We start from the raw sequence: 25,771 nt of genomic DNA on the forward strand, positions 1-25,771 counted from the left end.
ATGGGTAAAACTAAAAAAGGGGAAGTCGCCTTCCCCTGATGGAACACTAGCCAGGCATTAGCTAGCTCGCCATATCAAGCACAATACGGCCCTCTATCTTACCGTCGATCATACGCTGGAAAATGTCGTTGATATTGTCCAGCGTATCGGTGGCCACCGTGGCCTTGACCTTGCCTTCGGCGGCGAAATCCAGCGCTTCCTGCAGGTCGCGGCGCGTGCCAACGATCGAACCGCGAATGGTGATACCGTTGAGCACCGTACTGAAGATCGGCAGCGGGAAGTCACCGGGTGGCAAGCCATTAAGTACCAGCGTGCCGCCACGGCGGAGCATGTTTTGCGCCTGATCGAACGCCTTCGGTGACACCGCGGTGACCAAGGCACCGTGAGCACCGCCGATGGTTTTCTTCAAGTAGGCTACCGGGTCGGTTTTCATGGCGTTAACCGTCACTGTCGCGCCTAAGCGCTCGGCCAGGGCTAGCTTACCGTCGTCAATATCCACAGCCGCCACGTTTAGGCCCATGGCTTTGGCATACTGCACCGCCATATGGCCCAGGCCACCGATGCCCGAAATCACCACCCACTGGCCGGGGCGGGTATCGGTCATTCTCAAGCCTTTATAAACCGTTACGCCGGCACACAGCACCGGGGCGATGTCGATAAAATCGACCGCATCTGGCAGCCGCCCTACATAGCCTGCATCCGCCAAGGTGTAGTCGGCAAACCCACCGTTAACGCTGTAACCGGTGTTTTCCTGGGACTCGCAAAGCGTCTCCCAACCGCCTAAGCAGTGCTCGCAGTAGCCGCAGGCCGAGTAGAGCCAGGGTACGCCGATACGATCGCCCTCTTTGACATGGGAAACGCCTTCACCCACCGCCACGATATGCCCAACGCCCTCATGGCCGGGAATAAACGGCGGCGAGGGTTTTACCGGCCAATCGCCGTGAGCGGCGTGTAAATCAGTATGGCAAACCCCTGAGGCCGCCACTTTCATCAACACCTCGCCCCGCTTAGGCCGAGGTACGTCCACTTCTTCTATAATCAACGGCTGACCAAACTCGCGTACAACCGCCGCACGCATTGTGCTATCCATGATGCTACCCCTAATAGTTGTCGATACGGCCGTTTAAGAACAGCTCTTGTCGGTAGAGTCAGCGTCAGGGGGGCTGACGGTACCGCCCGGCCATGCCGGGCGGCGTGATTAGCTAAACAGAATTGAAAAACCTGGCAGCTTAGAAGAAGCCCAGCGGGTTGATGTCGTAGCTGACCAGCAGGTTTTTGGTTTGCTGGTAGTGCTCCAGGGCGACTTTGTGGGTTTCGCGGCCAACGCCGGATTTCTTGTAGCCACCGAAGGCCGCATGGGCGGGGTACTGGTGGTAGCAGTTGGTCCAGACGCGCCCGGCTTGAATGCCCCGGCCCATGCGGAAGGCGACGTTCATATCGCGGCTCCACACGCCAGCGCCCAAGCCAAACTCGGTGTCGTTGGCAATCGCCAGCGCTTCTTCTTCGTCTTTGAACGTGGTCACCGCTACCACCGGACCAAAGATCTCCTCCTGGAAAACGCGCATCTGGTTATTGCCCTTCAACAGCGTGGGCTGAATGTAGTAACCGCTGTTAAGGCTGTCGTCCATGGTCTCTTTATTGCCACCGGTAAGGAACTCAGCCCCTTCGTCTCGGGCGATATCCATGTACGACATGATCTTATCAAACTGCTCTTGGGACGCCTGCGCGCCCACCTGCACATCGGTATCCAACGGATTGCCACGCTTGATGGTTTGCGTGCGCTCAATCACCTTGGCCATGAACTCGTCGTACATGCTCTCTTGAATCAGCGCGCGTGAGGGACAAGTACATACTTCGCCCTGGTTAAAGAACGCCAATACCAAGCCCTCCACCGCTTTATCGATAAAGGTAGGTTCGGCGTTCATAATATCGGCAAAGTAGATATTGGGGGATTTACCACCCAGTTCTACGGTGGAGGGAATAATATTTTCCGCCGCGCATTTCAGAATATGTGAGCCAACGGGGGTAGAACCGGTAAAAGCGATTTTGGCGATGCGCTTGCTGCTCGCCAGCGCTTGGCCTGCCTCGGCGCCAAAGCCGTTGACGATATTGAGCACACCCGGCGGCAGTAGATCGCCGATCACTTCCATCACTTTCAAAATCGAGGCGGGAGTTTGTTCGGCAGGCTTCAAGACTACGCAGTTACCCGCCGCCAGTGCAGGCGCCAGCTTCCAGGTGGCCATTAGAATGGGGAAGTTCCAGGGGATAATCTGCCCTACCACGCCCAATGGCTCGTGGAAGTGATAGGAGACGGTGTTAGCATCGATATCCGCCGCAGTGCCTTCTTGCGAACGCAGACAGCCCGCGAAGTAGCGGAAGTGGTCAACAGCCAGCGGGAGATCCGCATTAAGGGTTTCGCGCACGGCTTTGCCGTTATCCCAGGTTTCCGCGACGGCCAAGGCTTCAAGATTTTGCTCAATACGATCGGCAATTTTCAGCAGGATATTGCTGCGCTCTTGAACGGAGGTTTTCCCCCAGGCAGGCGCCGCTTTGTGGGCCGCATCCAGCGCCTTATCGATATCTTCCGCGCTAGAGCGGGGTATTTCACAAAAAACGTGACCATTGACGGGGCTAATATTGTCAAAGTACTGGCCTTTCACCGGGGCCACAAATTCGCCGCCGATGTAATTGCCGTAGCGTTTTTCAAATGACACCACAGAACCGGTATCACCAGGGTTGGCGTAGATCATTGTCATGCTCCTGCGTATTATGATTATTTAAGGTGCTATAACAGTGTTGTTCACTAAAGCAAATGGCGATATAGCCCGATGGCAGGAGTATCCCTCATCCCTTGGTAGGAGACGCCATGTATTCCCTGTTGGTGGCAGATGATCACCCGCTGTTTCGCGATGCACTACAAGCAGTGATTAGCGGTGGCTTGGCTGAGAGTCTGCTATTGGAAGCGGAGAGCCTCGCTGAGGCAATAGCGCTGATTGAAGCGCATACTGAGTTAGATCTACTGCTGTTGGATTTGAGCCTGCCGGATGCCGAGGGGCTAGAGGGGTTAACGAAGCTGCGCGAGGCATTTCCCTGGTTGCCGGTGGCGATTGTGTCTGCGCATCAAGAGCGCCAGCTGGTGCTTGATGCGATTACCTTGGGCGCGGTGGGCTACATTCCCAAATCCACCCCTCGGGAGGCGTTGCTAGCTGCGTTAACACAGATTCTCGAAGGCCAGCTCTACTTACCTGCCGATGTGATGCGCCGACCACCCTCACCGCGAATGCCCTCGTCAACGTCTGCCGTTACCTCTACGGCGCATAGCGAGCGTTTGGCGCGACTAACTGACAAGCAGCTGGAAGTATTGGCATGTATGACAACCGGCATGTCCAACAAGCAAATTGCTCGGGAGCTCTTGGTGGCCGAAACCACCGTTAAGACCCATGTCTCGGCTATTTTGCGCAAACTCGACGCCACCAGTCGGGTTCACGCCATCGTTATCGCAGGTGAGGAGGATCTAAGTTTTTATCGAGCCAGCCGCATTCGTTAGCAGCATGCGCAACCGTAGGGGCTTTAACGGTTTGAGTAAGCAATGCATGCCTGCTTCCCGGGTCGCGCGCTTAATCTCCGCCTCGTGATTGGCGGTAATCACTATCGCTGACAAGCCTGGGTAACGCCGCTGAAGGCGCGAGGCCAATTCAATACCGGTTTCGCGATGCTCGCCCAAATGGTAATCCACCAGTAATATCGCCGGTTGCTCGCCGTCGCTGGCAGCCTCCAAAGCACTCACCGTGCCGGCCGCCCGGACCCGACACCCCCAGCTGCCCAGCAGTGCCTGCATGCCTTCTATAATCGCCAGATCGTCATCAATCACCCAAATAACACAGCCGCTTAACGGGTCTTCTTTTAAGGGGTTCTCGCCGTTTAAAAGGTCCTCTGTAGCGTCACTTGGCAGCGCAGTGCGCAGGTTGCTCACGGTGGGGATAGCCGCCGTTGCATAGGGCACGGTAATCGAAAACAGCGCACCCACGCCGGGGCGAGAAGTAAGCGATACCGGCTGTTCCAGCATGGTGCTGATACGGTCAACGATGGCTAGCCCCAACCCCAAGCCGCGGCTGTGAGCGCTGTTAGGTTGGGTAGCGCGGCGAAACTCCAAAAAGATAGCTTCCCGCTGCTGTTCGGGGATACCGGGGCCGGTATCCCCGACCATAATCTCCAAGCCATCACGCCGCCGCCGACAGCCCAGTAGCACCCGCCCTTGTTCGGTGTAGCGCACCGCGTTGCTTAAGAAGTTGCGGATCACCCGCGCAAGCAGCGCCAGATCCGATTCGACCACTGCGCTGGAAGGTACGTAATGCAGTGTCAGCCCCCGCACACCGGCCACTTGGTGATATTCCTCCGCCAGCGCATCTAATAACGTATTCACTGCGAACGGCGCTTTATCGGCGTGTAGTACGCCAGCATCCAAGCGGGAAATATCCACCAGCGTGCCGATCAAACCTTCGACATCTTTCAGCGAGCGACCGATATGGCCGACCAGGGCTTGCGAGGCATCAGGAAGCAGGTGGGTTTCTAAGGCACTCGCGAATAGCCTCGCGGCATTTAGTGGCTGCAACAAATCGTGGCTAACCGCGGCCAGGAATTTCGTTTTGGATAGGTTGGCCGCTTCGGCTTCAGCTTTCGCGGCTTGCAGGCGTGCATTGACTTGGCTCAGTTCGTCTAAAGTACGGTGCAGCGCGTCGGTGCGCTCGCGCACCTGCTCGGCCAGCAATACGGAACGCTCAAAGGCGGCGTAAGGGGCGTTATCAGCGCTGCTGCCGGTTTCTACCCGCTCAATAAGCGCTTGGCACACTTTACGCAGCCGGCGGTTCTCCTCGCGCAGCGCCGCAGCGTCTTTCCCATCACGGCTATCGGCCGCGTCGGTGTTAAATGTCGTTAACTGGAAGAGATCCAAACGCCACCCCCGTAAACGTTTGATTCACATGCATGCCGTGATGCTGTTCGCCATACGTATTGAAGCCCACCACACTGGATTGGCAAAGCAGCTGCGACGCCTGCTCCACATCCCCAAGCGCTTCAAGTTCCATACGGCGCAGAAAACAGTCACAGCCAATTATCACGCTCGGCGCGCCCAGTCTTGACCGTACGTCGGCGAGCATCGTCTTGAGGTCATCCAGTAGCGGCGTTGGCTGCATGGCCGTTAGCACAATGCCGTTTTCCACTGCACAGTAGAAACTCAAGCTGTTATCGCTATTAACACGCTGAATGGAACGCACATAGTGCTGCCCACCGATACGTACGGCTAATGGATGGCGGGCAAAAATGGCCGCGCTGAGCTCGTCAGGCGCACTGCCTACCAGCTCGGCATACACCTGGGCGGCGGGCAAGCCGTTGAGTTCAATCACCCGCCGCTGTTCGCGGTCTGCCTCGGTGACCACCAGCTTGTGGGTCAGCGGGATTAAGTGGTGGGTGGAAAACACCTCAAAGGGCAGCCGCGTGTTGATCATGACCACCACCGCCGCCCGGGTGTAAAAGTGCCCGGCTGTGTACACATGGGTGTGACTAAGATGATTATCGTCCCCGGCGGAGCCGCCAAAACTGGGAATACGCCCCAGCGCGGCGTCTAAGGTGGCGAGTACCTGCTCTTCACGGCTGGATAAGCCATCCAATAAGGTCAGCGCAAAACAGTGCTCGTTGATTGGCGCCACCGCTTGGCGCCGGCACTGCTCCAACAGGCTATCGACTAGCGGCTGAGCGTTGGCCAAGTCAAAATGGTCCAGATCGTCTATTAATGCCGTTTCAATCGCGAACAGACGGCCATCAAACCCAATCGCCACAATCGATCCACGGTCATAGCCGAGCGGGGTTATTTCCCCCGCCGTGGTACAACCACTTAGCGGCACTGAGGAAAATTGGCTTTCGAGGGCGCTGGCCAGAGCAGCCAAATCATACTCCGCGCTGCAAAAGAACAGCACAAAGCCCAAGTTGTCATGACGTAGCGCAGCGGCCAACTCAGCCGCCGCAACCTGGGCATCGCTGTGCTGGCTGGCGGCAGTGCGAACGCCTTGCTCAATCGGGTAAGTGCTCACGACGCCATTCCTCCAGTGCGGCATGCGTATGGGCGGCGGTTTCGCGTAGCACGCGGAACGCCTCATCCAATTGGCCCGGCGAGTGTTGATGCGTATTCGCCAATTGCTCCAGGGTCTTGGCCTGCTGGGCAAGCTGGTCGCCCCCCACGCTAACCGATTCGCCGCGCAATTGATGCGCAAGTCGAGCAACGTGCTGAGCTTGGTCCATGGTCAGAGGGGTTTCAGCCAAGTAAGCAGCCATTTGTGCAAAGCATTCGCTTACTTGTTGATGATAAAGCACAATCAACTGGGTCAGGCTCACCTCTCCTAGCACCGTTTTTAGCATGCTGAGAGTGGCATTGTTAACCACTGGCAGGGCGTCTGGCGGCGTTAGCGATAACGTTTTTAAAGGCGCTGCGTCCGTGGTCGCAAAAAGCTGCATTGCCAGTACATTACTCAACGTTTGAAGCGACAGAGGCTTGGTCATGTAATCGTTCATACCCACTGCCAAGCAGCGCTGGCGGTCATCTTCGGCACCACCGGCCGTCATGGCGACAATCGGCACCTGCGCCAACCAGCCTCCCTGCTCGCGTAATCGCCGGGTGACCGTCAGGCCATCCATGTCCGGCAGTTGAATATCCATAAAAATCAGCTGCACCTGCTGTGACTGCACCATCACAAGCGCGTCTTGACCATTTTCAGCGCACACTACATCGCAGCCCAAGCGCGACAATAAGCCCGCCGCCACTTTACGATTGACCGCGTTATCTTCCACCAACAATAGCGACGTGCCAGCAAAGTCTTGTTTTAGCGCAGCGGACGGCAGCGTTGAAACGGGCGACGTTGAAAAGGGCTCTGCTTCCACCAGCGGCAGCTCACACCAAAAGGTACTGCCTTGACCTAGCTGGCTCTTCACGCCTAAGCGGCCTTGCATCGCTTCACTTAGTCGCTTACAAATCGCCAGCCCTAAGCCGGTTCCGCCGAAGCGGCGTGCCACCGACGCGTCCGCTTGCTGAAAAGGCTCGAAGAGGCGTGTTTGCTGCTGTGGGCTTAACCCGCAGCCTGTGTCCCTGACCTCAAACAACAGCTTTTCCACCGTTGATGAGACCCGCACGCTCACCTCACCGCTATCGGTGAATTTGATCGCATTGGCGATTAGGTTAAGCAAAATTTGCCGCAACCGACCCGCATCGACCATCACCCAGTCAGGTACCAGTGGGTCAATGTTAACGCTCAGCGCTAAGCCTTTTATGTTGGCACGCGGTGCAAGCAGCACTGTCACGCTATTGACCAGTGGTTTGAGTGCCGTTGGGGATGTTTCCAGGGTTAAATGCCCGGCTTCGATTTTGGAGAAATCGAGAATTTCATTGATCATGGCCAGCAATTGATGGCCGCTATCCTGGATCGTGCGGGCGTAATCGTCTACCTGGGCGGGACTTACCGGCTCACGTAGCAGTTCACTCATACCGATAACGCCGTTGAGTGGCGTGCGTATTTCATGACTGACCATGGTTAAAAAATCTGATTTGGCTTGATTCGCCGCCTGCGCCTGCTTGGCAGTCGCTTCCAACTGCTGGCCAAGCTGCGCCTGTTCGCGCCTGATCGCGGCGCTCTCACGCATTTCGCGCACCAAAAACGCTACCACCAGGAAGGCTGCCAGGCTCATGCCCACAATCAACGACATAAGGAGTTTGTAGAGCCAGCTGAGTTGCGCACGTTCTTGCGTGGCAGATTCTGCCAAATAGCCGTTTATGGTGATGACCAGACGCTCGGTTAGGCGTGTTAATGACGCTAGTTCATCTTCCAGCGCTGTGACCGGCATTTGCTCATGGGCCCTATAGGGCTCAAACATGATATCCAGGACATCAAGCTGCCGCTGGATTTGGCGTAGTAGCTCACTTGCCTTATCGATCTCTTCCAGCAGCGTGTTGACTTCTCCGTCGTTGAGCAACGTTATCCGGCTATATAGCAGCTCAAAACGCAGGTTCAGTTCATCGTGAATCGACTGCGCTGACGGCTCACGGGTGACGGCCAATAGATGGTTTAGCAATTGCACCGCATCGCGATCTAACTTGTAGACCACCCAGGCGGTATCTTCGCGCAGGCTTTGGGTAAGGTTTTCTTGCCGCCATGCGGCCAGCGTTGCAACGACCAGCGCAGCCGCCAACAGCAACACAGCCACGATAGCCACGAGTTTAAACCGGCGCGGGTAACGCAATAGGCGGGATGCCTCGGCAGCTGGAGCACTAGCGGACATTAATGTGCATCACCTGCCATACCGCCCTAAAACGTACTTTTTCGCTTAGCAGCACGTCGTCTTGATCAAAGGGATACAGTACCCATAGGGGGCCATATTCACGAATCGGAATAGCGTCTCCGTCTTTTGCCAGCGCTAATATGACATCGTAATCCTCAAAATCACTGACCGGGATGTCAGCTTCGTAACCATTAAGCGCCGCCACGTGAACGGTATCGCTATCAGCGCCTACCTGCGCCAACAGCTCGCGCATTAACGGCCCGCGATAGTGGTTACGGCCTTCTGTCCAAGGGGTACCTGTCTCAAATGCGTGTTGAGGTAGCGCTGCCAGCATAGCGCGATCAAACTGCGCGTCACTGCCCACATTGGTATGGGCAATGTTCCCACTGATTGTCAGAATGACGGGCCCGCTCGGCAACCCCAGCCCGCCTGCTGTCTCAGCTAACCCCATTAGGGGAAAGCTGAGCGTTAGCATGACCCACCCCGTTAATAACGCTTTCACAGTAAACACCTCACATGGGCTACTCTCTGGAATGGTCAAGAAGTAGCAAAAAAGCAGACAGCGTAAAGATTACGCCATCTGCTTAATTAGGTCAGGTCCAATACTGCTTTCCGTCCTCTTTTGTTAGTCATTCATCTCAGCTGTGAATACGTTAGTCATGAATAAATTAGTTGTGAGCCACATAGCGCCTTATTAAACGGCAAATGGAGCGTTAATCGGCCAGAGGAGCGTTAAGACGATGTTTGCTCGACCGGCTCAAAGCGCACTAACTCTTCATAGGCATGCCAGCTCGCGTGGCCTAACACCGGCAAAATCAACGCTAAACCAATATAGAACGTCATGACGCCTATCAATACACACACTGTCAGGATCGCCGCCCATAGCAGCATCACGCGGAAATTACGCGCCACACAACGCACGCTGGCTTCAATACCTTCCATAAAAGTGAGGTCCTGATCCATTAGCGTAGGGATTGCCACAACGCTGATAGCAAAAGCCCCAAAGGCCAGGATACCCCCCGCCACCGTGCCCACCGCTAACATGCCCAAACCTTCTGGCGTGGTCAGTAATGACGTATAAAGCGTGGCAGGGCTAGGCACTTCAAAACCAAAAAACAGCGCAAACAGCAGTGTCGCTAGCCGAATCCAGGCGAGAAAGAAGATCATCATCATCACGCCCATCATGGCCAGTTGACCGGCATGGGGTTTCCAACTGCCGAAAGCATCTCCCAAATTGGGCACCCGACCCCGCTCAAGGGCAAGGCTAATGCCGTACGAACCCACCGCAACCAAGGGGCCGATAAACATAAAGCCCGCAATCATGGGTAGCAGCCAGTACCAGTAGCCTAGCGTATAAGCACCCAACGTAATGGCGATACTCAGGCCCACCCAAAACATCCCATAGGAGAGACTCACCGCCGTGGCACGGCGAAAATCTTCTACCCCAGCGGTGAGCCACGCTCTGGGCCGATCGAAACCCACCTTATTAATGGTGATTTTTACGCTGGGGGCATCCGAAGGTTGTTTTGTTTTTGTTGTGGCCGCATTCATGGCATTACTCCTGTCGTTCCTGATATAAACCCTGAGTTCAGGATGTGCCTCACCTCATCAACCTGATGATTACCTTGCCTGTTAATGGCGTTAACAACAGCTTAATGGCTTAACATCATGCATTAATGCTTTTTTAATGTAGCTGACCAACGCTCTTGGGGGATAGCTCTTTGAGATACGCGTACAAAAAATCCACGAAGTGGCTGCAAAGCGCTAATTAAATTGCTGCGTTAGCAACATTAGATATAACCAAAAGCGCTATGGGCAGCCATAAAAAACGCCGAGCATCTACCCGGCGTTTTTATCTTCATGGCTTTGTGCACGTCTAGCGCACAATCATTACCGACATTTTGGCATGGTGTACTACGTGCTCTGCATTGGGACCCAACACGTAATCGACAAACTTACGCTTATTGTGAGAGGCCATGACGATGAGATCCACGTCCAGTTTCTTACCCGCTTTGATAATGGCCTCCCAAGGTGAACCGTCCACAATGACACTCTGCGCCTGGATATCGTCAGGCACATTCGCCTTGATGAACGCGTGAAGCGCATCGGTGGTCGCCACATGCGCTTTTTTGGCGAAGTCCTTGGGGAAGTAGGAGGCCACCATAGGCATGCGATAGTCCGGCAGTACCGTGACCACATGAAGCGAGGCGCCGAAAGTCCGACATAGCGTCAGCGCTGTGGGCAGCGCCTTCGACCAGGAAGACTCCTCGTTCAGATCCACCGGCAACATGATCTTGCTGTACATGGCACTCTCCTTCATGCGGTGGCGGTCGCTTGCGTGTTCTCACGACGCCGACGCTGCATCAAAACAATCAGCCCAAAGACCAGAAACGCAGGAATCCACATTAACTCTTTCGTCCAACGATCGACGGGGGCCAGCACCTCGATAATTTCTTGATCGAAGTCGAAACCGAGCTCTGCCGCTTGGCTGCCGTAGGTCACCATATCAACGGTTGCCGTGCCATCCTCAATAAAAAGCTCCATGCCTAGATTATCAAGCCGCTCCTGGCCTGTTTCTCCTTCAGGTACCGGTAAGAGCATGTAGGTGGTCATGGGATCGCCATAATCATCGAGCCCGGCAACCTGCAAGCGCAGGGTGGAGTCTTCGTCGACATCGCCCAGCGCTTCGACGAATTGCGCAGGGGGTATAGATTGGTAGGGGTCATGGATCATGTCCATCCAGAAACCGGGCCGGAACAGCGTGAACGCAATCAGCAACAACATGATCGACTCATACCAGCGGTTGCGCGTAATCATGAAGCCCTGGGTCGCTGCGGCGAAGATCAGCATGGCAATGGTCGACACCACAAAGATCAGTATGCCCTGAAGGAAGGTCACATCGATTAGCAGCAGATCGGTATTAAAGATAAACAGAAACGGCAGTGCCGCGGTGCGAAGGCTGTAATAGAACGCCTGAAAGCCGGTTCGAATGGGATCGCCACCGGATACCGCCGCCGCTGCAAAGGACGCCAACCCCACCGGTGGTGTAACGTCGGCCATGATACCGAAGTAGAACACGAACAGGTGTACCGCAATCAACGGCACCAGCAAGCCATTTTGCGCGCCCAAATTGACGATGACCGGTGCCAGTAACGCTGATACGACGATGTAGTTAGCTGTCGTAGGCAGCCCCATGCCGAGAATCAAGCTAAGCACGGCGGTAAGCAGCAAGATCAGCATCAAGTTGCCCATGGCCAGTGTTTCCACCACCTCGGCTAGCACCAGGCCAACCCCGGTCTGGGATACGGCACCGACAATGATACCGGCGGTGGCCGTGGCAATACCGATGCCGATCATGTTGCGGGCACCGGTGACCAGGCCGTTCCACAGGTCCATCGCGCCTTCAAGCAGATCCGCACGCATATCGCTGCGTCCGCGAAAGATCGACGTGATGGGACGCTGGGTAAGAATAATGAAAATCATGAAAACAGTGGCCCAGAATGCCGATAGCCCAGGCGACAAACGCTCCACCATCAAACACCAGACCAGCACAACGACCGGCAGGATGTACTGCAAGCCCACCAGCACCGTCGGCTTGGTCTGAGGGAGTGAATAGATCGGCTGATTTGGATCATCAAGCTCAAGTTCGGGGTAGCCTGCGGCCAGCTTGAGCAGTGCGATATAGATGACTGTCAGCCCAACAGCTACCACCCAGGGAGTCGCATCGCCCAGTACCGGCTTGAGCCAGCCAAGACCGTAATAGACCACCAGAGCGGTGACCATCATCAGTAGCAAGCCGCTAAGAAAGCCGATTACTTTGGTGACCAGCGGCTTGGGTGGATTGCTGCTTTTAAGCCCCTGCATATTGGCCTTTAGGGCCTCAAGGTGAACGATATAGACCAGCGCAATATAAGAAATCAGCGCGGGCAGGAAGGCATGCTTAATTACCTCGACATAAGAGATGCCGACATACTCGACCATCAAGAAAGCAGCAGCCCCCATCACCGGGGGCATAATCTGACCATTAACCGATGACGCCACTTCAACGGCACCCGCCTTTTCGGAGGAGAACCCAACGCGCTTCATCATCGGCACCGTAAAGGTACCTGTGGTCACCACATTGGCAATAGAGGAACCTGAAATCAGGCCGGTCATGGCCGAAGCCACCACAGCAGCCTTCGCTGGCCCACCGCGATAGTGACCGAGCAGCGAGAAAGCCACCTTGATAAAGTAATTGCCAGCACCCGCCTTATCGAGCAGGGCACCGAACAATACAAACAGGAACACGAAGCTGGTTGAGACCCCCAGGGCAATACCGAAGACCCCCTGAGTCGTCAACCATTGGTGATTAATCAAACCGAAAAGACTTACCCCACCATGGGAAAGAATACCCGGCATCCAAGGACCAGCCAGGCTATAGATAAGAAATACCGACGCCACGATCATTAACGGCGGGCCAAGTGCTCGACGCGTCGCCTCAAGCAACAGCAATATCCCGGCGATGCCAATAATGACGTCCTGCAATATAGGGGCGCCGGGACGCTGAGATAACTGCTCATAGAACATGAACATGTATGCGCCACAAAAGGCCGCTGCCGCTGCCAGCACCCAATCCTGGATCGGTATACGGTCACGAGGCGAGCGCTTGAGGGCTGGGTAGGCCATATACGCTAGAAAAAGCGCAAAAGCTAAGTGAATAGAGCGGGCTTCCGTGGCACTAAACACGCCAAAGCCCAAAATGAAAGGGACTGGGGAGGCGATCCACAGTTGAAAAAGAGACCATGCTGCCGCAATGCTTACCAACAGCTTTCCTGGCATGCCAGCTGGCTTGCGAGCTCCCGTATCGCTGGAGGCAACGATATCATCCAAGTCTACTTCGGTTCCCGAAGGCCTGTTCTTATCTTCTGTCATCTGCCTGCCCTGCTCCGAGTCGATTGACGCTTAATTGCCCTATCGAAATGCTCTATTAACATCCCAAACACCCTTTCAATACGCTAAATGCCCTATCAACACTCTAAACGCTTTATCAACACCCTAAACGCCTTATCAACATCCTAAACCAAAATGCGCGGCACCCTGGGGTAACCGCGCATTCCTTACCAAGGTAGCAATACCTCAGACGGCAGAATTATTCAATCCAGCCTTGTTCACGGTAGTAACGCGCCGCGCCATCATGCAAGGGTGCGGAAAGCCCCTGAGTCACCATCTCTTCCTGGTCGAGATTCTCGAAGGCCGGATGCAGACGCTTGAAACGATCGAAGTTGTCGAAAACCGCCTTGACGGTCTGGTAGATAACGTCATCGTCTACATCAGCGGTGGTGACAAAGGTCGCTGCCACACCGAAGGTTTCGACATCTTCATCATTGCCGCGATACAGACCACCCGGAATGACCGATGTGGAGTAGTAAGGATATTCATCGACAATGCCTTGAATGTCTTCGTCGTTCAGCGGAATCAGGCGCGCATCAACGGTAGTGGTCGCTTCCTGAATGGAACCATTGGGGTGGCCAACGACATACACCATGGCATCGACGTTATTATCGGAGAGTGCCGCCGCTTGCTCGGCAGCATCCAGCTGAGACGCCAACGAGAAAGTATCTTCGGTCCAGCCCTTGGCGTCCATCACCACTTCCATGGTGTTGCGCTGGCCTGAGCCTGGATTACCGATATTGACGCGCTTGCCTTCCAAATCATCGAGTGTCTCGATGCCTGAATCAGCACGCGCCAGCAGGGTCAAAGGCTCACCGTGAACGCGGAACACAGCCCGCAGGTCTTCGTAGGCGTTACCTTCGAAGTTACCAGTGCCATTATAGGCCTGATACTGGACATCCGATTGCGCGACACCCATGTCCAATTCGCCGGACTTAATGCCATTAATATTGGCCACAGAGCCGCCAGTGGAAGGTGCATTACACTTAATATTGGCGTCTTCAAGACGATTAACCAAACGACAAACCGACTGACCCACGACGTAGTAAACGCCGGTTTGGCCACCGGTGCCGATGGTGATGAATTGCTCGTCATCCTGGGCCATTGCCGGTGAAGCAAAGGCGGCGGCGGCAAGTAGCGCACCGGAGAAGGCGGCAGTGGAAAATGCGTGGCGTTTCATGAATACACCTCTTTATATTGATGTTATGTGCATTGTGCGTTGGACCCCGCCTGCTCAGGATTTCCACAGGTCGTTGGCCCAAAACGTTTTCAAGACAATCTGTTATCAGCATCGACAGTGGCTGTCGGCTTTGACTACTTTAGCGAAAAAAAACGTAATTAGCGAAATGCGAAATGTTTTATGGTGAGTAGCGTTTTTTAACGTCCTTTCATCAAGTGTAGCGGTCTTCATCGTTTAGGGTGCGTTAACCGCTATTCCGTTTTTACATAGGCTAGGGCCCGTTGACGGTTGATAGCGGTATCAATCAACGTTATAGCCCAGAACACGCGGTAGCCATAGTGCAATATTTGGGCATGATGCCACCGCCGCTGTCATCGAAACGTCACATATCCCCAAGGGCCAATCGGTTAGACTACGCCGTTACCGAGCCGGGAGTTGCCCATGCAGATGCTAGCGCTTTACAGTATCAAGGGCGGCGTGGGCAAGACCGCCTCCGCCGTCAATCTCGCCGCCGAAGCGGCACGTGACGGCAGACGAGTGTTGCTGTGGGATCTCGATCCCCAGGCCGCCACCACCTTCTATCTGCGCAGCAAACCCAAGGTTCGCGGTGGTGTCGACAAACTGGTCAAGGGCAAGGCCGATCTCGATCGGACGATCCGCGCGACCGACATCGAGGGTCTCGACCTGCTGCCAGCGGCGCTGGGCTCGCGCGACCTGGAAGCGTCGCTGGAAACCCGCAAGCCCAGTCGGCTGCGCAAGATCCTCAAGCCGGTGATGGACAGTTACGACCTGGTAATACTCGACTGCCCGCCGAGCCTGTCGGCGCTCGCCGAGCAGATTTTCTCCAGCGTCAACGCCCTGCTGGTGCCGGTGGTGCCGACTACCCTGTCGTTGCGCACCCTCGAGCAACTGGACGGTCATCTCGACGCGGTCGACCATGCCTGCCCGATTTGGCCGTTCGTGACCCTCGCCGACCGCCGCAAGTCCCTGCACCGCCAGGTGATGGAGAGCCTCAGCGAACGCTGGCCGATGCGCCTGTCGACGACCGTGCCCAACGCCAGTGCGGTCGAGCGCATGGGTATCGAACGCGCGCCAGTCGGTCATTTCGCCCGCAGCAGCTCGGGCGGTCGCGCCTATGCCGCGCTGTGGCGAGAGATCGCGCAGCGCCTGCAATGACCGTCTACAACGACTGTCTACCACAACCCGGCTCAAGGCCGGAGCGGAAACCCGACCCGGTCGCCCAGATATGAAGTTCCGTGAGGCGAAATAGCCGTCGTTAAAGCCTCATTAATGGTAGGCACTTAGTAGGCGAAAGAATGGGGTCTAATATCTGCATTGCGCTGTACTTTTCCTTGATACCAAGGAGTGTGGCAACACCAAATTATTGACTTGTCGTCCTTCTAGCACCTTGATCAACATTGCCACCGCCTCCCGCCCGAAAGCTTCGGCCGGTTGGGCAATCGTGGTCAACGGTGGGTCGCTATAACAAGCAAACGCAATATCGTCAAAGCCCGCCACCGAAATATCATCCGGCACGCGTAGCCCCGCGTCTTTGATACGGCTCATGGCGCCTATGGCCATTTCATCGCTTTCACAAAAAATCGCCGTAGGGGGCTCAGGTAACGCAACCAGCGTACCGGCCGCCTGATAGCCAGAAAGAGGCGTGAAATCGCCAGGACAAAGCAGGCGCTCATCTAACGGAATGCCCGCTGCGCTCAATGCATCCTGATAGCCCTGTTGGCGGTCGAATGTTAACGGGCTGCGCCGAGGCCCTTTAATCATGCCGATCCGCCGATGCCCCAAGGCAATTAAGTGCTCGGTAACCTCGCGAGCGGCCGCACGGTTATCCAGTTTGACGGTGGGACATGGCGCATCGCCCATCACCTCGCAGGCATTGATCATCGGCAATGCTGCCCCAGCGGGAAACGCATTTTCAGAAAAAGGGTTGAAGGCGCGCAGTTGAATCACGCCATCCGCCTGGCGCGTCGTCACTAAGCTGGCGTATTGGGTTTCCATCGCTTCATTACCGAGCGTATTACACAGCAGCACGCCGTAGCCGCGTTCCTGAGCCGCCTCCTGAATACCGCTGATGACCTGCGCAAAGAAGGTGTTGGCGATCGTCGGCACCAAAACCACCAAGTTATAAGTGCGCTGCGAGCGAAACTGAACCGCCATCAAATTGGGTTGGTAGCCCGCTTGATCAACGGCCTTCAGCACTTTTTCACGGGTGGCGGGTGAGACGATATCCGGTAATTTCAACGCCCTTGATACTGTCGCCACCGACACCCCCGCCAACTCGGCGACCTTACGTATATTGGTCATGGCCTCCCTTAATCGTGTGATCGCCGTTAGCAGATGGTTGCGCGGCGATTCTTCTACTTAGCTTAACGTATCCCAGCGTTAAACTCAGCGCGCTATTTTCCTGCACCTTTTCAACACTGCTATACCTTTGTCGCATTGACGCTCACAGTTTGAAAACTTATTTTCAAGCTAATATGTAACCGGTTACATATTGATCCCAACAAACACAGCTTTAATGAAAACAGGAGCCTCTCTATGCCGCGACCCCATCATCCCCGTATCCGCTTAGGTATGATCGGCGGCGGACAAGGGGCGTTTATCGGCCAGGTTCACCGCTTAGCCGCACGCCTTGACGACACCTGCGAGCTAGTGTGTGGCGCCTTTAGCCGCTCGACGGATAACAACCAGATTACCGGTGAGCAATGCCATCTAAACGACGAGCGTATTTACGCTGACTGGCAGCAGTTACTCGAAAGCGAGCAGCAGCTTCCAGCAGAAGAGCGCATGCAGTTATTAGTGATCGCCACGCCTAACCACCTTCACGTACCCATCGCGGAGGCGGCGATGCAGGCAGGCTTTCACGTATTCTGCGAAAAACCGGCAGGGGTGTCGTTACGCGAAGCCCAGCGTCTGGCAGAAAGCTGGCAGGCCAGCGGCTGCCTCTATGGCTTGGCGCATACCTACTTAGGCTACCCCATGGTATGGCAAGCCCGGGAAATGGTCAGCGAGGGGCAGATAGGCAGAATACGCAAAATTCATGTGGAGTACCCGCAGGGCTGGCTAGTCGAGCGTTTAGAACAGCAGGGGAATAAGCAAGCCGCTTGGCGCACCGACCCCACGCTTGCAGGTATCAGCGGCTGCATGGCTGATATTGGCACCCACGCTTTCGGCCTCGCCGAGTTTATCTCCGGGCATCGTATTAGTGAGCTGTGTGCATCGCTTGCCAGCCACGCCGACGGCCGCCAACTGGACGATGATGGCGAGGTACTGCTGCGCACCGACCAAGGCGCCAGCGGCACCCTAATAGCCAGCCAGATCTGCAGCGGTGAAGAGAACGCACTCAAAATACGCATTTACGGCGATAAAGGGGCGCTGGAGTGGCACCAGATGGCGCCCAACAGCCTGCTCTATCGCCCGCTTCAGGCGCCGATGCGCACACTCCGAGCGGGCATCGACCAACCCGATCTTTTTCCCAGCGCGATGCAACGCCTGCGCCTGCCCGGCGGCCATCCTGAGGGGTATCTGGAAGCACTCGGCAACCTTTACCGCGACTTTTCCCAGGCGATTCATCAGGGCAAGCAAGGCGACGTCGATGGCGTTCCCGGCATGGCCTCCGGGCTACGCGGTATGGCGTTTATCGAGGCCGTCACGACCAGCGCCCAAAGCGAACAGAAATGGATGCCGCTGCCCGCCACTCAAATGTCTGGAGTCTAATCATGCCAAACACCCATCAAGGCATCCGCGGACCCGCTATTTTCTTGGCCCAGTTTATCGGCGACGAAGCACCTTTCGACACCCTCGACGGTATCGCCCGCTGGGCGGCCGAGCAGGGCTATAAAGCCATTCAGCTACCCACTGTGGATAGTCGTTTTATCGACCTACACCGGGCCGCTGAAAGCCAGGCTTACTGCGATGAGCTAAACGCCCGCTGTAAACAAGCTGGCGTTGTGATCAGCGAACTCTCTACCCACTTGCAGGGCCAGTTGGTCGCTGTGCATCCCGCCTGTGACGACTTATTTGATGATTTCGCGCCCGCCGAGCTTCACGGCAACCCCCAAGCGCGCACCGATTGGGCCATTGAGCAGCTCATGCTGGCTGCAAAAGCGAGCCAACGGTTGGGATTAACTGCCCACGCAACGTTTTCCGGGGCGCTGCTATGGCCTTTTTTTTACCCCTGGCCGCAACGGCCCGTAGGCCTAATCGAAGAAGGATTTAACGAGCTGGCCCGGCGCTGGCGGCCGATCTTGGAGGCCTTTGACGAAGCAGGCGTTGATCTGTGCTTTGAGATTCACCCTGGCGAGGATCTTCATGACGGTGCCTCTTTCGAGCGTTTTCTCGCCGCGGTAGACAACCATCCACGGGCGAAAATTCTTTTTGATCCCAGCCACTTGCTGCTCCAGCAGCTGGATTATCTCGATTTTATCGATCGCTACCATGAGCGTATCGGCATGTTCCACGTTAAAGACGCTGAATTTAACCCCAATGGTCGCAGCGGTGTTTATGGCGGCTACCAAGGCTGGGTAGAACGCCCCGGCCGCTTCCGTTCGTTAGGCGATGGGCAGGTGGATTTCAGCGGGATTTTTAGCCGCCTGACCCAATACGGGTTTGATGGCTGGGCGGTGCTTGAGTGGGAGTGCTGCATTAAAGACGCCGCCCAAGGCGCTGCAGAGGGCGCGCCTTTCATCGAGGCACACCTGATTCAACCCGCCGGTCGCGCCTTTGACGATTTCGCCGGTGTTAGAACCAGTGTTTCCCGTAACCGCCGAATTCTCGGCCTTCCTTAACACCGTTAACTCAACGGACGTTTGCCACGCGACACAACCACAACAAAGGATCTCGTCATGGCTATGATACGCACTCGACTCAGCATCATGATGTTCTTGCAGTTCTTTATCTGGGGCGGCTGGTTTGTCACCCTGGGCACCTTCCTGGCCAATAACCTTAGCGCCAGCGGTGGCCAGATTGGCATGGCCTTCTCCACCCAATCTTGGGGCGCGATTATTGCCCCTTTTATTATTGGTTTGATCGCTGATCGTTATTTTAACGCCGAACGTATTCTCGCTGTGCTCCACTTGGCGGGCGCAGCGCTGATGTACGGCCTCTATATGGCCAGCGATTTCAGTACGTTTTACCCGCTGGTGCTGATGTACATGATTGTCTATATGCCCACCTTGGCGTTGGTTAACTCGGTCTCTTTCCGCCAAATGAGCGACCCAGGCCAGGAGTTTGCCAAAATTCGCGTGTGGGGAACCATTGGCTGGATAATTGCGGGGCTGGGGATCAGCTACTTATTCGCCTGGGACTCATCCCAAGGCATTGCTGACGGCATGCTGCGCAACACCTTCCTGATGTGCGCTATCGCGTCATTGGCTCTTGGACTGTATAGCTTTAGCCTGCCGGCTACGCCGCCGAAAGCAGATGGCCCGATGGGCTTAAAAGAAGTGTTAGGGTTAGATGCGTTGGCTCTGCTGAAGGATCGCAACTACGCCATCTTCTTTATCGCCTCTATCCTGATCTGTATTCCGCTGGCGTTTTATTACCAAAACGCCAACCCCTTCCTAGCCGAGATCGGCGTTGCCAATCCTACCGGCAAAATGACTCTGGGTCAGGTATCGGAAGTGCTGTTTATGCTGCTGCTACCGGTCTTTATTCACCGCTTTGGTATCAAGAAAACCTTACTGATCGGTATGTTGGCCTGGGCGCTGCGCTATGCGCTGTTTGCGTTCGGTAACGCCGATGAGATGGTGTTTATGCTCTTGATCGGCATTGCCCTGCACGGGGTGTGCTACGACTTCTTCTTCGTGACCGGGCAGATCTACACCGATGCCCGCGCGGGAGAGAAATTCAAAAGCTCTGCCCAGGGCATGATCACACTGGCCACTTACGGGGTAGGCATGCTGATAGGCTTCTGGGTCGCCGGTCATATTACCGACCACTTCTCCACCAACGGTGCCCACGACTGGCAAGGCATCTGGATGTTCCCTGCGGCATTTGCTATCGCGGTGCTGGCACTGTTCTTTCTCACCTTTAAAAACGATAAAGCGGCAGCCCCCACACCCAACCAATCCGTAAAGGTATAGCGTAAAAGCCCAGCCCGCCGATGCTGACTAGCATCAGGGGGCTGGGCTTACTCACTTAGCTTACTTATAAACGCCCTGCTATAGCTCTCTTACCCAGATATTGCGAAAGCTAACGTCCGCATCGTGATCCTGCAGATAAATGGGCGCGCAGCCATGGGCTTCGTCGTAACTGGGCTCACCTATCCACTCGGTGGTGCCTTGCACTTCAGCATGATGCTGAACCACGACACCGTTATGCAGCACGGTGATGTAGGCGGGTGATTCAAGGGTACCCTCATCATCAAAACGCGGTGCGGTGTAGAGGATGTTGTAACTCTGCCACTCACCGGGCGGGCGCGATGCGTTAACCAGCGGGATATGCTGTTTATAGATGGAAGCGGCCTGGCCGTTGGGATAGGTTGAGTTGTCGTAGGAGTCCAGCACTTGGACTTCATAGCGTTCCTGCAGAAAGACGCCGCTATTGCCTCGGTCTTGGCCCTCCATGCCATCGATATCAGACGGTGCTCGCCACTCAAAGTAGAGCTGCACATCACAGAAATCCTGGCGGGTGCGAATGCCTCCCGCGCCACGGTTCACCGTCATGGCACCATCTTCCACGTGCCACTCGGCTGCCCCGCCTTCTTCGGCTTCCCAGGCGCTCAAGTCGATGCCATCGAATAGCACAATGGCATCCGAGGGAGCACCAACCTCAGGCACCGAAACCGAAGGGGGCACGGGTTCCCACACTTCAGTTTTGGCGGCTTGTTGTTCGGGGGTCAGCGATTTCTCCGAGCCGCCCTCCTGAGCGGCGCTTTCGAAGGCTAACAGACTGCCGCAGGCCAATAAGCAGAGTGCCTGGGCATAGCTCTGAGAATAGCAGCGTGGATTTGTAGCCTGGGTGTATTGATTGTTCATCAATGCTCTCCGCTGAATTAGGTTGCCCAAGCAGGCTCGCCGTTATAAGGGGCGCAGCCATCATAACGGCCTGGCACCGCTTCGTAGCGTAGGACTTCCGTCGCGCCAACTTCTGAGGTGAAGAAGCCAAACAGCGTTAGCTGCTTCATCATGGTGAAGTAGTGTGGAAGCGCTTCTTCGCTATCCGCATGCTCCTGGGATGACTGGTTTTCCGCCGTTTGATTTTGCGCGGTCTGTGTCTCTGCGGTCAGTGCCTCAGCAGGGGTTGGCTGCTCTCTGCGGGCCTGCTGCTGAGCGTGCGCCATCGCTTCACGATCCAACTCGGTTATTAGCTCTAATCGCTGTTCACCACTTAACGCCATAAAATCAAGTTGGTAAGAAGCTCGGCTGCGCGCTTCAAGCTGCGCTAAACCAAAATAGAACACCTCTCTTTCGGAGGGCGTATAGCAGTCGCTGACGAACAGGGCCATAAACACCCCGACGCCAGCATCTTTTGCGCCTGGGGTGTCGGTTCTTGGCAGAATCGTTTCGGCAAGTTCGTCCAGCCGCTCCACATCCTGACTGCTAAAGGGTTGGCTTGTCTGGCCAGCATCGCTAAAGGCAAAGAGGGACTTGCCCCCGATCATCGCGGTACCGGTCGTCAGAGCGATGAGTTTGAGTAATTCGCGACGGTTCATGACAGGTTCCCCCGTTTCAGCGCTTCCACGGCATACTCCACCGCTCGAGCGGTCAGCGCCATGTAGGTCAAAGAAGGATTTACACAGGAAGATGACGTCATGCAGGCGCCATCCGTCACGAAAACATTGGGCGCGTCCCACACCTGGTTGTGGCTATTGAGCACGGACGTTTTCGGGTCACGGCCCATCCGTGCAGTCCCCATTTCATGGATCCCCATGCCCGGGGCGTAATCGCCTACGTCGCCTTTAACATTTTTTCCCCCAGCGGCTTCAAGCAAATCGACCGCATCCTGAACCATGTCCCGACGCATATCGTACTCGTTCTGCTTGAGTTCAACGTTGATCGACAGCACCGGCAGCCCCCATTTATCGCGAACGCTGTGATCCAGAGAAATACGGTTATCGTGGTCAGGCAGCATTTCGCCGAAGCCCGTCATACCGATTCTCCAACCGCCTGGCTGGCTAAGTCCTTGCTTTAAATCAGCGCCAACATTGAGCTCAGCAATTTCCCGATCCCAGCCCTGACGGCTCGCCGCGCCTTGATAACCAAAGCCGCGTACATAGTTTCGCTGCTCATCGCCTACGTTGCGAAAGCGAGGAATGTAAAAGCCCGCAGGACGGCGTCCGAAGTAGTATTTGTCGAGATAGCCTTCCACATCTCCGCTCGCGCCACAGCGGAAGTGATGATCCATCACATTGTGACCCAGCTCGCCACTGCTACTGCCCAAGCCGCCTTCCCAAACATCGGTGGCGGAGTTCATCAAAATCCAGGTGGTATTGAAGGTCGAGGCGTTGAGAAACACCACATCGGCGGTGTACTCGTGGGTTTCATGGGTTTCGGCATCAATCACCTCAACGCCTCGCGCTCGCTGGCGGTCTTTGTCATACAGTACTTGGCTGACAATCGAGAATGGCCGCAGGGTTAAATTGCCAGTGGCCACCGCTGCAGGCAGCGTGGCGGACTGGGTACTGAAGTAGGCACCGTATGGGCAGCCCAACCAGCATTTATTGCGGTATTGGCAGTTGACTCTGTTTTGCTCCGGCTTTGGCTGGGTAATATTGGCCACCCGACTATGGATAAGATGACGCTGGCCACCAAACGCCTCTTTAATGCGCTTGGCGGCATCTTCTTCCACGCAGTTAAGCGGTATCGGCGGCAGAAACTCGCCATCAGGCAGAATATCCAGCCCTTCCTGGGTGCCCGCGATACCGGCAAAACGCTCCACATAGTCATACCACGGCGCTATATCTTCGTAGCGAATCGGCCAGTCAATAGCGATGCCTTCACGCTGGTTGGCCTCAAAATCCGTAGGGCTAAGCCGGTAGCTTTGCCGCCCCCACAGCAGTGATCGCCCGCCTACATGATAGCCACGAAACCAGTCAAAGCGCTTCTCTTCTACATAGGGATTGGCCTGTTCATCCGCCCACATGCCCATGGTGGCTTCATTAAGGGGGTAGTCGCGTTTGAGTACCGGAAACTTGGCAATCATCTCTTGGGTTGGCTCGTTGCGGTGGGGATAATCCCAAGCCTCTTTGTCGGCATTGTGATAATCCTTCACGTGCTCAATATTGCGCCCTCGCTCAAGCAGTAAAACCTTTAAGCCTTTCTCGGTGAGTTCTTTAGCGGCCCAACCGCCGCTAATGCCTGAGCCAACCACGATGGCATCGTAGTGATTATCTGGCATGGTCATCTTCCTCATTGTGTTGTTGTTCGAGTCGAATCACACATCGCAGAGCTGAATAGCCGCCTGGAGTGATTCTATTTTTGCTTGTTGGTTAGTCCGGTCAGGGAGAAATTCCTGGGCGATATAGCCCTTAAAGCCGGTATCTCGAATAGCGCGACAGATCGCGGGGTAGTTGAGCTCCTGGGTGTTGTCTATTTCATGCCGCCCCGGCACACCGGCAGTATGGTAATGGTCGAAAAAGTGATGGTTTTCGCGGATAGTGCGAATGACATCGCCTTCACTAATCTGCATGTGATAGATGTCGTAGAGCAGCTTGAAGTTGGGCGAATCGAGACGACGGCAAAGCTCAATCCCCCAGGCAGAATTGTCGCAAAGGTAGTCGGGGTGGTCGATTTTGCTGTTGAACAGTTCCATCTGTAGCACCACGCCTTTTGCCTCAGCATGGGCGATCACCTGCTTTAAGCCTGCTTCAGCATTTTGCAAACCCTGTTCAGGGCTCATGCCCCGAGCATTGCCGCTAAAGCAGATGAGATTGGTGTAACCCACTTGGCTGACCAAATCGATATGGTTGAGGTATCGCTCAACCAGCTCGGCATGAAAGCGGGCATCACCCCAGCCATCTTCAAGACTCAACTCGGCGCCATTGCACATTGAGGAGTCGAGCCCATAGCGCTGAAGCACAGGCCACTCTTCGGGCCCCACCAGATCAATCGCTTTAATGCCCAACTCAGTTGAAAGCTGGCAAAGCTCTTCCAGAGACAGAAAATCAAATGTCCAGCGGGCGACCGAATGCTGGATATTGCCTTTTAAAGCCCGCTGAGCAGACGTGTCGTCAGCTAAAGCTTTAGGCCCAAGATGCGGGAGCGCAGCCAGGCCGATAGCACCGGTAACGGAGTGGCGCAGCAGGCTACGCCGGTCAATAAGGTAGCGCTTCATAAAGCATCCTCGCGTTTGTCATCTAAATGAGATGGCCTAGGCGTGCATTACTCTGCTCGAAGCGCTGCCAGTTTTTCCTTTAAGAAGCTGTTTCCCTGGGTAATCACCGCTTCAGCGTCTAGCGGCATATCGTGTTCGATGATGTACCACTCAACATCTATAGCCTCAATGGCGGGCAGTATTGCATCCCAATCCAGCACGCCTTCCCCAAGCGTGGCAAAACCACCCTCATCTTCGGCGGTGCCTTTTGGTGCGTTATCTTTGGCGTGCACGGCAAACAGTTGCCCATCGAAACGTGTTACGTATTCGACCGGGTCAAACCCTCCCCGCGCTACCCAGGCGATATCCAACTCCGCTAACAAGTCAGAGCCAGCCACATCAAACAGGTGCTCTAGGGCGGTTTTATCGCCATACACTTCCATTTCAAAATCATGGTTGTGGTATGCCAACCGGAAGCCTTCGGCATCTAGCTCAGCGGCAATCTCACCGAGTTCTTCACCCAGTGCCTGCCAGCCTTCTGCATCGTCAGGGCGTGCATCCTCGGCTAAATAAGGCATCGTTAAGGTGTCGTTACCTACCGCCTGGTTAAAGGCCACCGTTTCGTCTAAACGATTGCGCAGGTCGTCCAATTGCACATGGCTTGAGATCACCTCAAGCGCGTGCTCTTCTAACAACGCATTGAGTTCTTTGGCACTCACCTGCTGGGTGCCCACGGTTTCAATCGCCGAAATGCCTGCCCTGTTTACGGCGGCTAACTGCTCCTCCAAAGTGCCAAAATCACGCAGCGTATACATTTGAACGGCAATGGGAAGTTCTGAAGCATTGGTTGTTTGCGCTTGAGCAGCGCTTGCGGTATTTAAGGTTGATAGCGCCAGTGCACCGACAGCCAGTAGTGCCCTGGAACCCAAAGGGTAGGTCCGTAGCGGGGTATCCATATCCACCTCATTGTTGTTTGATTGTTATAGGTCATAAAAGCGCCGACGTAAAAATGTAATCGGTTACATTTGTTTAGATCATCACGCTCAAACATGCAAGCACAGGCCTATT

21 protein-coding genes are annotated in these 25,771 nt (G+C 55.4%); 5 read left to right on the forward strand and 16 right to left on the reverse strand.

Annotated elements, in window-relative coordinates; translation table 11 throughout:
- Positions 1 to 61: 61 nt before the first annotated feature.
- Both adhP and exaC read right to left on the reverse strand, forming a co-directional pair.
- A complete protein-coding gene (adhP, locus tag HVA01_RS05305) occupies positions 62 to 1,090 on the reverse strand; it encodes an alcohol dehydrogenase AdhP (RefSeq protein WP_174787762.1) in 1,029 nt (342 codons plus the stop codon).
- Positions 1,091 to 1,229: 139 nt separating this feature from the next.
- A complete protein-coding gene (gene exaC / locus HVA01_RS05310; protein WP_146873629.1) occupies positions 1,230 to 2,750 on the reverse strand; it encodes an acetaldehyde dehydrogenase ExaC in 1,521 nt (506 codons plus the stop codon).
- 116 nt (positions 2,751 to 2,866) lie between these two features.
- Here exaC and HVA01_RS05315 point away from each other — a divergent pair, with 116 nt between their 5' ends.
- A complete protein-coding gene (locus tag HVA01_RS05315; RefSeq protein ID WP_146873631.1) occupies positions 2,867 to 3,547 on the forward strand; it encodes a response regulator in 681 nt (226 codons plus the stop codon).
- On the opposite strand, the gene HVA01_RS05320 is transcribed toward HVA01_RS05315, so the two are convergent.
- The 8 genes from HVA01_RS05320 to HVA01_RS05355 all read right to left on the reverse strand — a co-directional run bounded on the left by HVA01_RS05320 (position 3,515) and on the right by HVA01_RS05355 (position 14,431).
- On the reverse strand, positions 3,515 to 4,951 hold the full coding sequence (locus tag HVA01_RS05320; protein WP_146873633.1) for a hybrid sensor histidine kinase/response regulator: 1,437 nt from the start codon (positions 4,949 to 4,951) through the stop codon (positions 3,515 to 3,517). The genes HVA01_RS05315 and HVA01_RS05320 overlap by 33 nt on opposite strands.
- Positions 4,923 to 6,086: a nitric oxide-sensing protein NosP gene (nosP, locus tag HVA01_RS05325; protein WP_246129477.1), complete on the reverse strand. Its 1,164-nt coding sequence runs from the start codon at positions 6,084 to 6,086 to the stop codon at positions 4,923 to 4,925. The genes HVA01_RS05320 and nosP overlap by 29 nt, the downstream gene beginning before the upstream one ends.
- Entirely contained in the window at positions 6,067 to 8,322 is a 2,256-nt protein-coding gene (locus HVA01_RS05330) for a hybrid sensor histidine kinase/response regulator (RefSeq protein ID WP_146873637.1), read from the reverse strand. Before HVA01_RS05330 ends, nosP begins: the two co-directional genes overlap by 20 nt.
- Positions 8,312 to 8,797, reverse strand: coding sequence for a putative pterin-binding protein (locus HVA01_RS05335; RefSeq protein WP_146873706.1), 486 nt, complete (start codon positions 8,795 to 8,797; stop codon positions 8,312 to 8,314). The genes HVA01_RS05330 and HVA01_RS05335 overlap by 11 nt, the downstream gene beginning before the upstream one ends.
- Positions 8,798 to 9,054: 257 nt before the next feature.
- On the reverse strand, positions 9,055 to 9,873 hold the full coding sequence (locus tag HVA01_RS05340; RefSeq protein ID WP_146873639.1) for a DUF2189 domain-containing protein: 819 nt from the start codon (positions 9,871 to 9,873) through the stop codon (positions 9,055 to 9,057).
- A 325-nt stretch (positions 9,874 to 10,198) separates the two neighbouring features.
- Positions 10,199 to 10,627, reverse strand: a complete 429-nt coding sequence (locus HVA01_RS05345) for a universal stress protein (RefSeq protein WP_146873641.1) — start codon at positions 10,625 to 10,627, stop codon at positions 10,199 to 10,201.
- Between the two features lie 11 nt (positions 10,628 to 10,638).
- On the reverse strand, positions 10,639 to 13,233 hold the full coding sequence (locus HVA01_RS05350) for a TRAP transporter permease (RefSeq protein ID WP_146873642.1): 2,595 nt from the start codon (positions 13,231 to 13,233) through the stop codon (positions 10,639 to 10,641).
- Positions 13,234 to 13,450: 217 nt separating this feature from the next.
- Positions 13,451 to 14,431, reverse strand: a complete 981-nt coding sequence (locus tag HVA01_RS05355) for a TAXI family TRAP transporter solute-binding subunit (RefSeq protein WP_146873644.1) — start codon at positions 14,429 to 14,431, stop codon at positions 13,451 to 13,453.
- A gap of 441 nt (positions 14,432 to 14,872) precedes the next feature.
- On the opposite strand from HVA01_RS05355, the gene HVA01_RS05360 reads away from it, so the two are divergent.
- Positions 14,873 to 15,607, forward strand: coding sequence for a ParA family protein (locus tag HVA01_RS05360; protein WP_146873646.1), 735 nt, complete (start codon positions 14,873 to 14,875; stop codon positions 15,605 to 15,607).
- Between the two features lie 147 nt (positions 15,608 to 15,754).
- On the opposite strand, the gene HVA01_RS05365 is transcribed toward HVA01_RS05360, so the two are convergent.
- Entirely contained in the window at positions 15,755 to 16,753 is a 999-nt protein-coding gene (locus HVA01_RS05365; RefSeq protein ID WP_146873648.1) for a LacI family DNA-binding transcriptional regulator, read from the reverse strand.
- Positions 16,754 to 16,987: 234 nt separating this feature from the next.
- Between HVA01_RS05365 and HVA01_RS05370 the strand changes: the two genes are divergently transcribed.
- Genes HVA01_RS05370 through HVA01_RS05380 form a run of 3 tightly spaced genes read left to right on the forward strand, consistent with a single transcriptional unit; the run spans position 16,988 to position 20,532 of the window.
- A complete protein-coding gene (locus HVA01_RS05370) occupies positions 16,988 to 18,166 on the forward strand; it encodes a Gfo/Idh/MocA family protein (RefSeq protein WP_246129479.1) in 1,179 nt (392 codons plus the stop codon).
- 2 nt (positions 18,167 to 18,168) lie between these two features.
- Positions 18,169 to 19,236 (forward strand): sugar phosphate isomerase/epimerase family protein, encoded by a 1,068-nt coding sequence (locus HVA01_RS05375; protein ID WP_146873650.1) that lies wholly within the window; start codon positions 18,169 to 18,171, stop codon positions 19,234 to 19,236.
- A 57-nt stretch (positions 19,237 to 19,293) separates the two neighbouring features.
- Positions 19,294 to 20,532 carry a nucleoside permease gene (locus HVA01_RS05380; protein ID WP_146873652.1) on the forward strand — a complete coding sequence of 413 codons (1,239 nt, stop codon included), beginning with the start codon at positions 19,294 to 19,296 and terminating at the stop codon, positions 20,530 to 20,532.
- Positions 20,533 to 20,610: 78 nt separating this feature from the next.
- Here HVA01_RS05380 and HVA01_RS05385 read toward each other — a convergent pair whose 3' ends face one another.
- Genes HVA01_RS05385 through HVA01_RS05405 form a run of 5 tightly spaced genes read right to left on the reverse strand, consistent with a single transcriptional unit; the run spans position 20,611 to position 25,659 of the window.
- On the reverse strand, positions 20,611 to 21,426 hold the full coding sequence (locus tag HVA01_RS05385; protein ID WP_146873654.1) for a 3-keto-disaccharide hydrolase: 816 nt from the start codon (positions 21,424 to 21,426) through the stop codon (positions 20,611 to 20,613).
- A 17-nt stretch (positions 21,427 to 21,443) separates the two neighbouring features.
- Positions 21,444 to 22,103 carry a gluconate 2-dehydrogenase subunit 3 family protein gene (locus HVA01_RS05390; RefSeq protein ID WP_146873656.1) on the reverse strand — a complete coding sequence of 220 codons (660 nt, stop codon included), beginning with the start codon at positions 22,101 to 22,103 and terminating at the stop codon, positions 21,444 to 21,446.
- Complete coding sequence (locus tag HVA01_RS05395; RefSeq protein ID WP_146873658.1) at positions 22,100 to 23,788, reverse strand: GMC oxidoreductase; 1,689 nt, start codon at positions 23,786 to 23,788, stop codon at positions 22,100 to 22,102. The genes HVA01_RS05390 and HVA01_RS05395 overlap by 4 nt, the downstream gene beginning before the upstream one ends.
- Before the next feature lie 36 nt (positions 23,789 to 23,824).
- A complete protein-coding gene (locus HVA01_RS05400; protein WP_146873660.1) occupies positions 23,825 to 24,724 on the reverse strand; it encodes a hydroxypyruvate isomerase family protein in 900 nt (299 codons plus the stop codon).
- Between the two features lie 47 nt (positions 24,725 to 24,771).
- Positions 24,772 to 25,659, reverse strand: coding sequence for a sugar phosphate isomerase/epimerase family protein (locus HVA01_RS05405; protein ID WP_170243474.1), 888 nt, complete (start codon positions 25,657 to 25,659; stop codon positions 24,772 to 24,774).
- Positions 25,660 to 25,771: the final 112 nt, after the last annotated feature.

It is taken from the genome of Halovibrio variabilis, from assembly GCF_007991175.1.
In the GTDB taxonomy this organism is placed as follows: Bacteria; Pseudomonadota; Gammaproteobacteria; order Pseudomonadales; family Halomonadaceae; genus Vreelandella; species Vreelandella variabilis.

Coding starts and splice junctions, on each gene's coding strand:
- exaC (WP_146873629.1), bottom strand. CDS start 2,750: ATGATCTACGCCAACCCTGGTGATACCGGTTCTGTGGTGTCATTTGAA.
- HVA01_RS05360 (WP_146873646.1), top strand. CDS start 14,873: ATGCAGATGCTAGCGCTTTACAGTATCAAGGGCGGCGTGGGCAAGACC.
- HVA01_RS05330 (WP_146873637.1), bottom strand. CDS start 8,322: ATGTCCGCTAGTGCTCCAGCTGCCGAGGCATCCCGCCTATTGCGTTAC.
- HVA01_RS05380 (WP_146873652.1), top strand. CDS start 19,294: ATGGCTATGATACGCACTCGACTCAGCATCATGATGTTCTTGCAGTTC.
- HVA01_RS05390 (WP_146873656.1), bottom strand. CDS start 22,103: ATGAACCGTCGCGAATTACTCAAACTCATCGCTCTGACGACCGGTACC.
- HVA01_RS05315 (WP_146873631.1), top strand. CDS start 2,867: ATGTATTCCCTGTTGGTGGCAGATGATCACCCGCTGTTTCGCGATGCA.
- HVA01_RS05355 (WP_146873644.1), bottom strand. CDS start 14,431: ATGAAACGCCACGCATTTTCCACTGCCGCCTTCTCCGGTGCGCTACTT.
- HVA01_RS05400 (WP_146873660.1), bottom strand. CDS start 24,724: ATGAAGCGCTACCTTATTGACCGGCGTAGCCTGCTGCGCCACTCCGTT.
- HVA01_RS05350 (WP_146873642.1), bottom strand. CDS start 13,233: ATGACAGAAGATAAGAACAGGCCTTCGGGAACCGAAGTAGACTTGGAT.
- HVA01_RS05335 (WP_146873706.1), bottom strand. CDS start 8,797: ATGCTAACGCTCAGCTTTCCCCTAATGGGGTTAGCTGAGACAGCAGGC.
- HVA01_RS05365 (WP_146873648.1), bottom strand. CDS start 16,753: ATGACCAATATACGTAAGGTCGCCGAGTTGGCGGGGGTGTCGGTGGCG.
- HVA01_RS05375 (WP_146873650.1), top strand. CDS start 18,169: ATGCCAAACACCCATCAAGGCATCCGCGGACCCGCTATTTTCTTGGCC.
- adhP (WP_174787762.1), bottom strand. CDS start 1,090: ATGGATAGCACAATGCGTGCGGCGGTTGTACGCGAGTTTGGTCAGCCG.
- HVA01_RS05405 (WP_170243474.1), bottom strand. CDS start 25,659: ATGGATACCCCGCTACGGACCTACCCTTTGGGTTCCAGGGCACTACTG.
- HVA01_RS05385 (WP_146873654.1), bottom strand. CDS start 21,426: ATGAACAATCAATACACCCAGGCTACAAATCCACGCTGCTATTCTCAG.
- HVA01_RS05345 (WP_146873641.1), bottom strand. CDS start 10,627: ATGTACAGCAAGATCATGTTGCCGGTGGATCTGAACGAGGAGTCTTCC.
- HVA01_RS05340 (WP_146873639.1), bottom strand. CDS start 9,873: ATGAATGCGGCCACAACAAAAACAAAACAACCTTCGGATGCCCCCAGC.
- HVA01_RS05370 (WP_246129479.1), top strand. CDS start 16,988: ATGCCGCGACCCCATCATCCCCGTATCCGCTTAGGTATGATCGGCGGC.
- HVA01_RS05395 (WP_146873658.1), bottom strand. CDS start 23,788: ATGCCAGATAATCACTACGATGCCATCGTGGTTGGCTCAGGCATTAGC.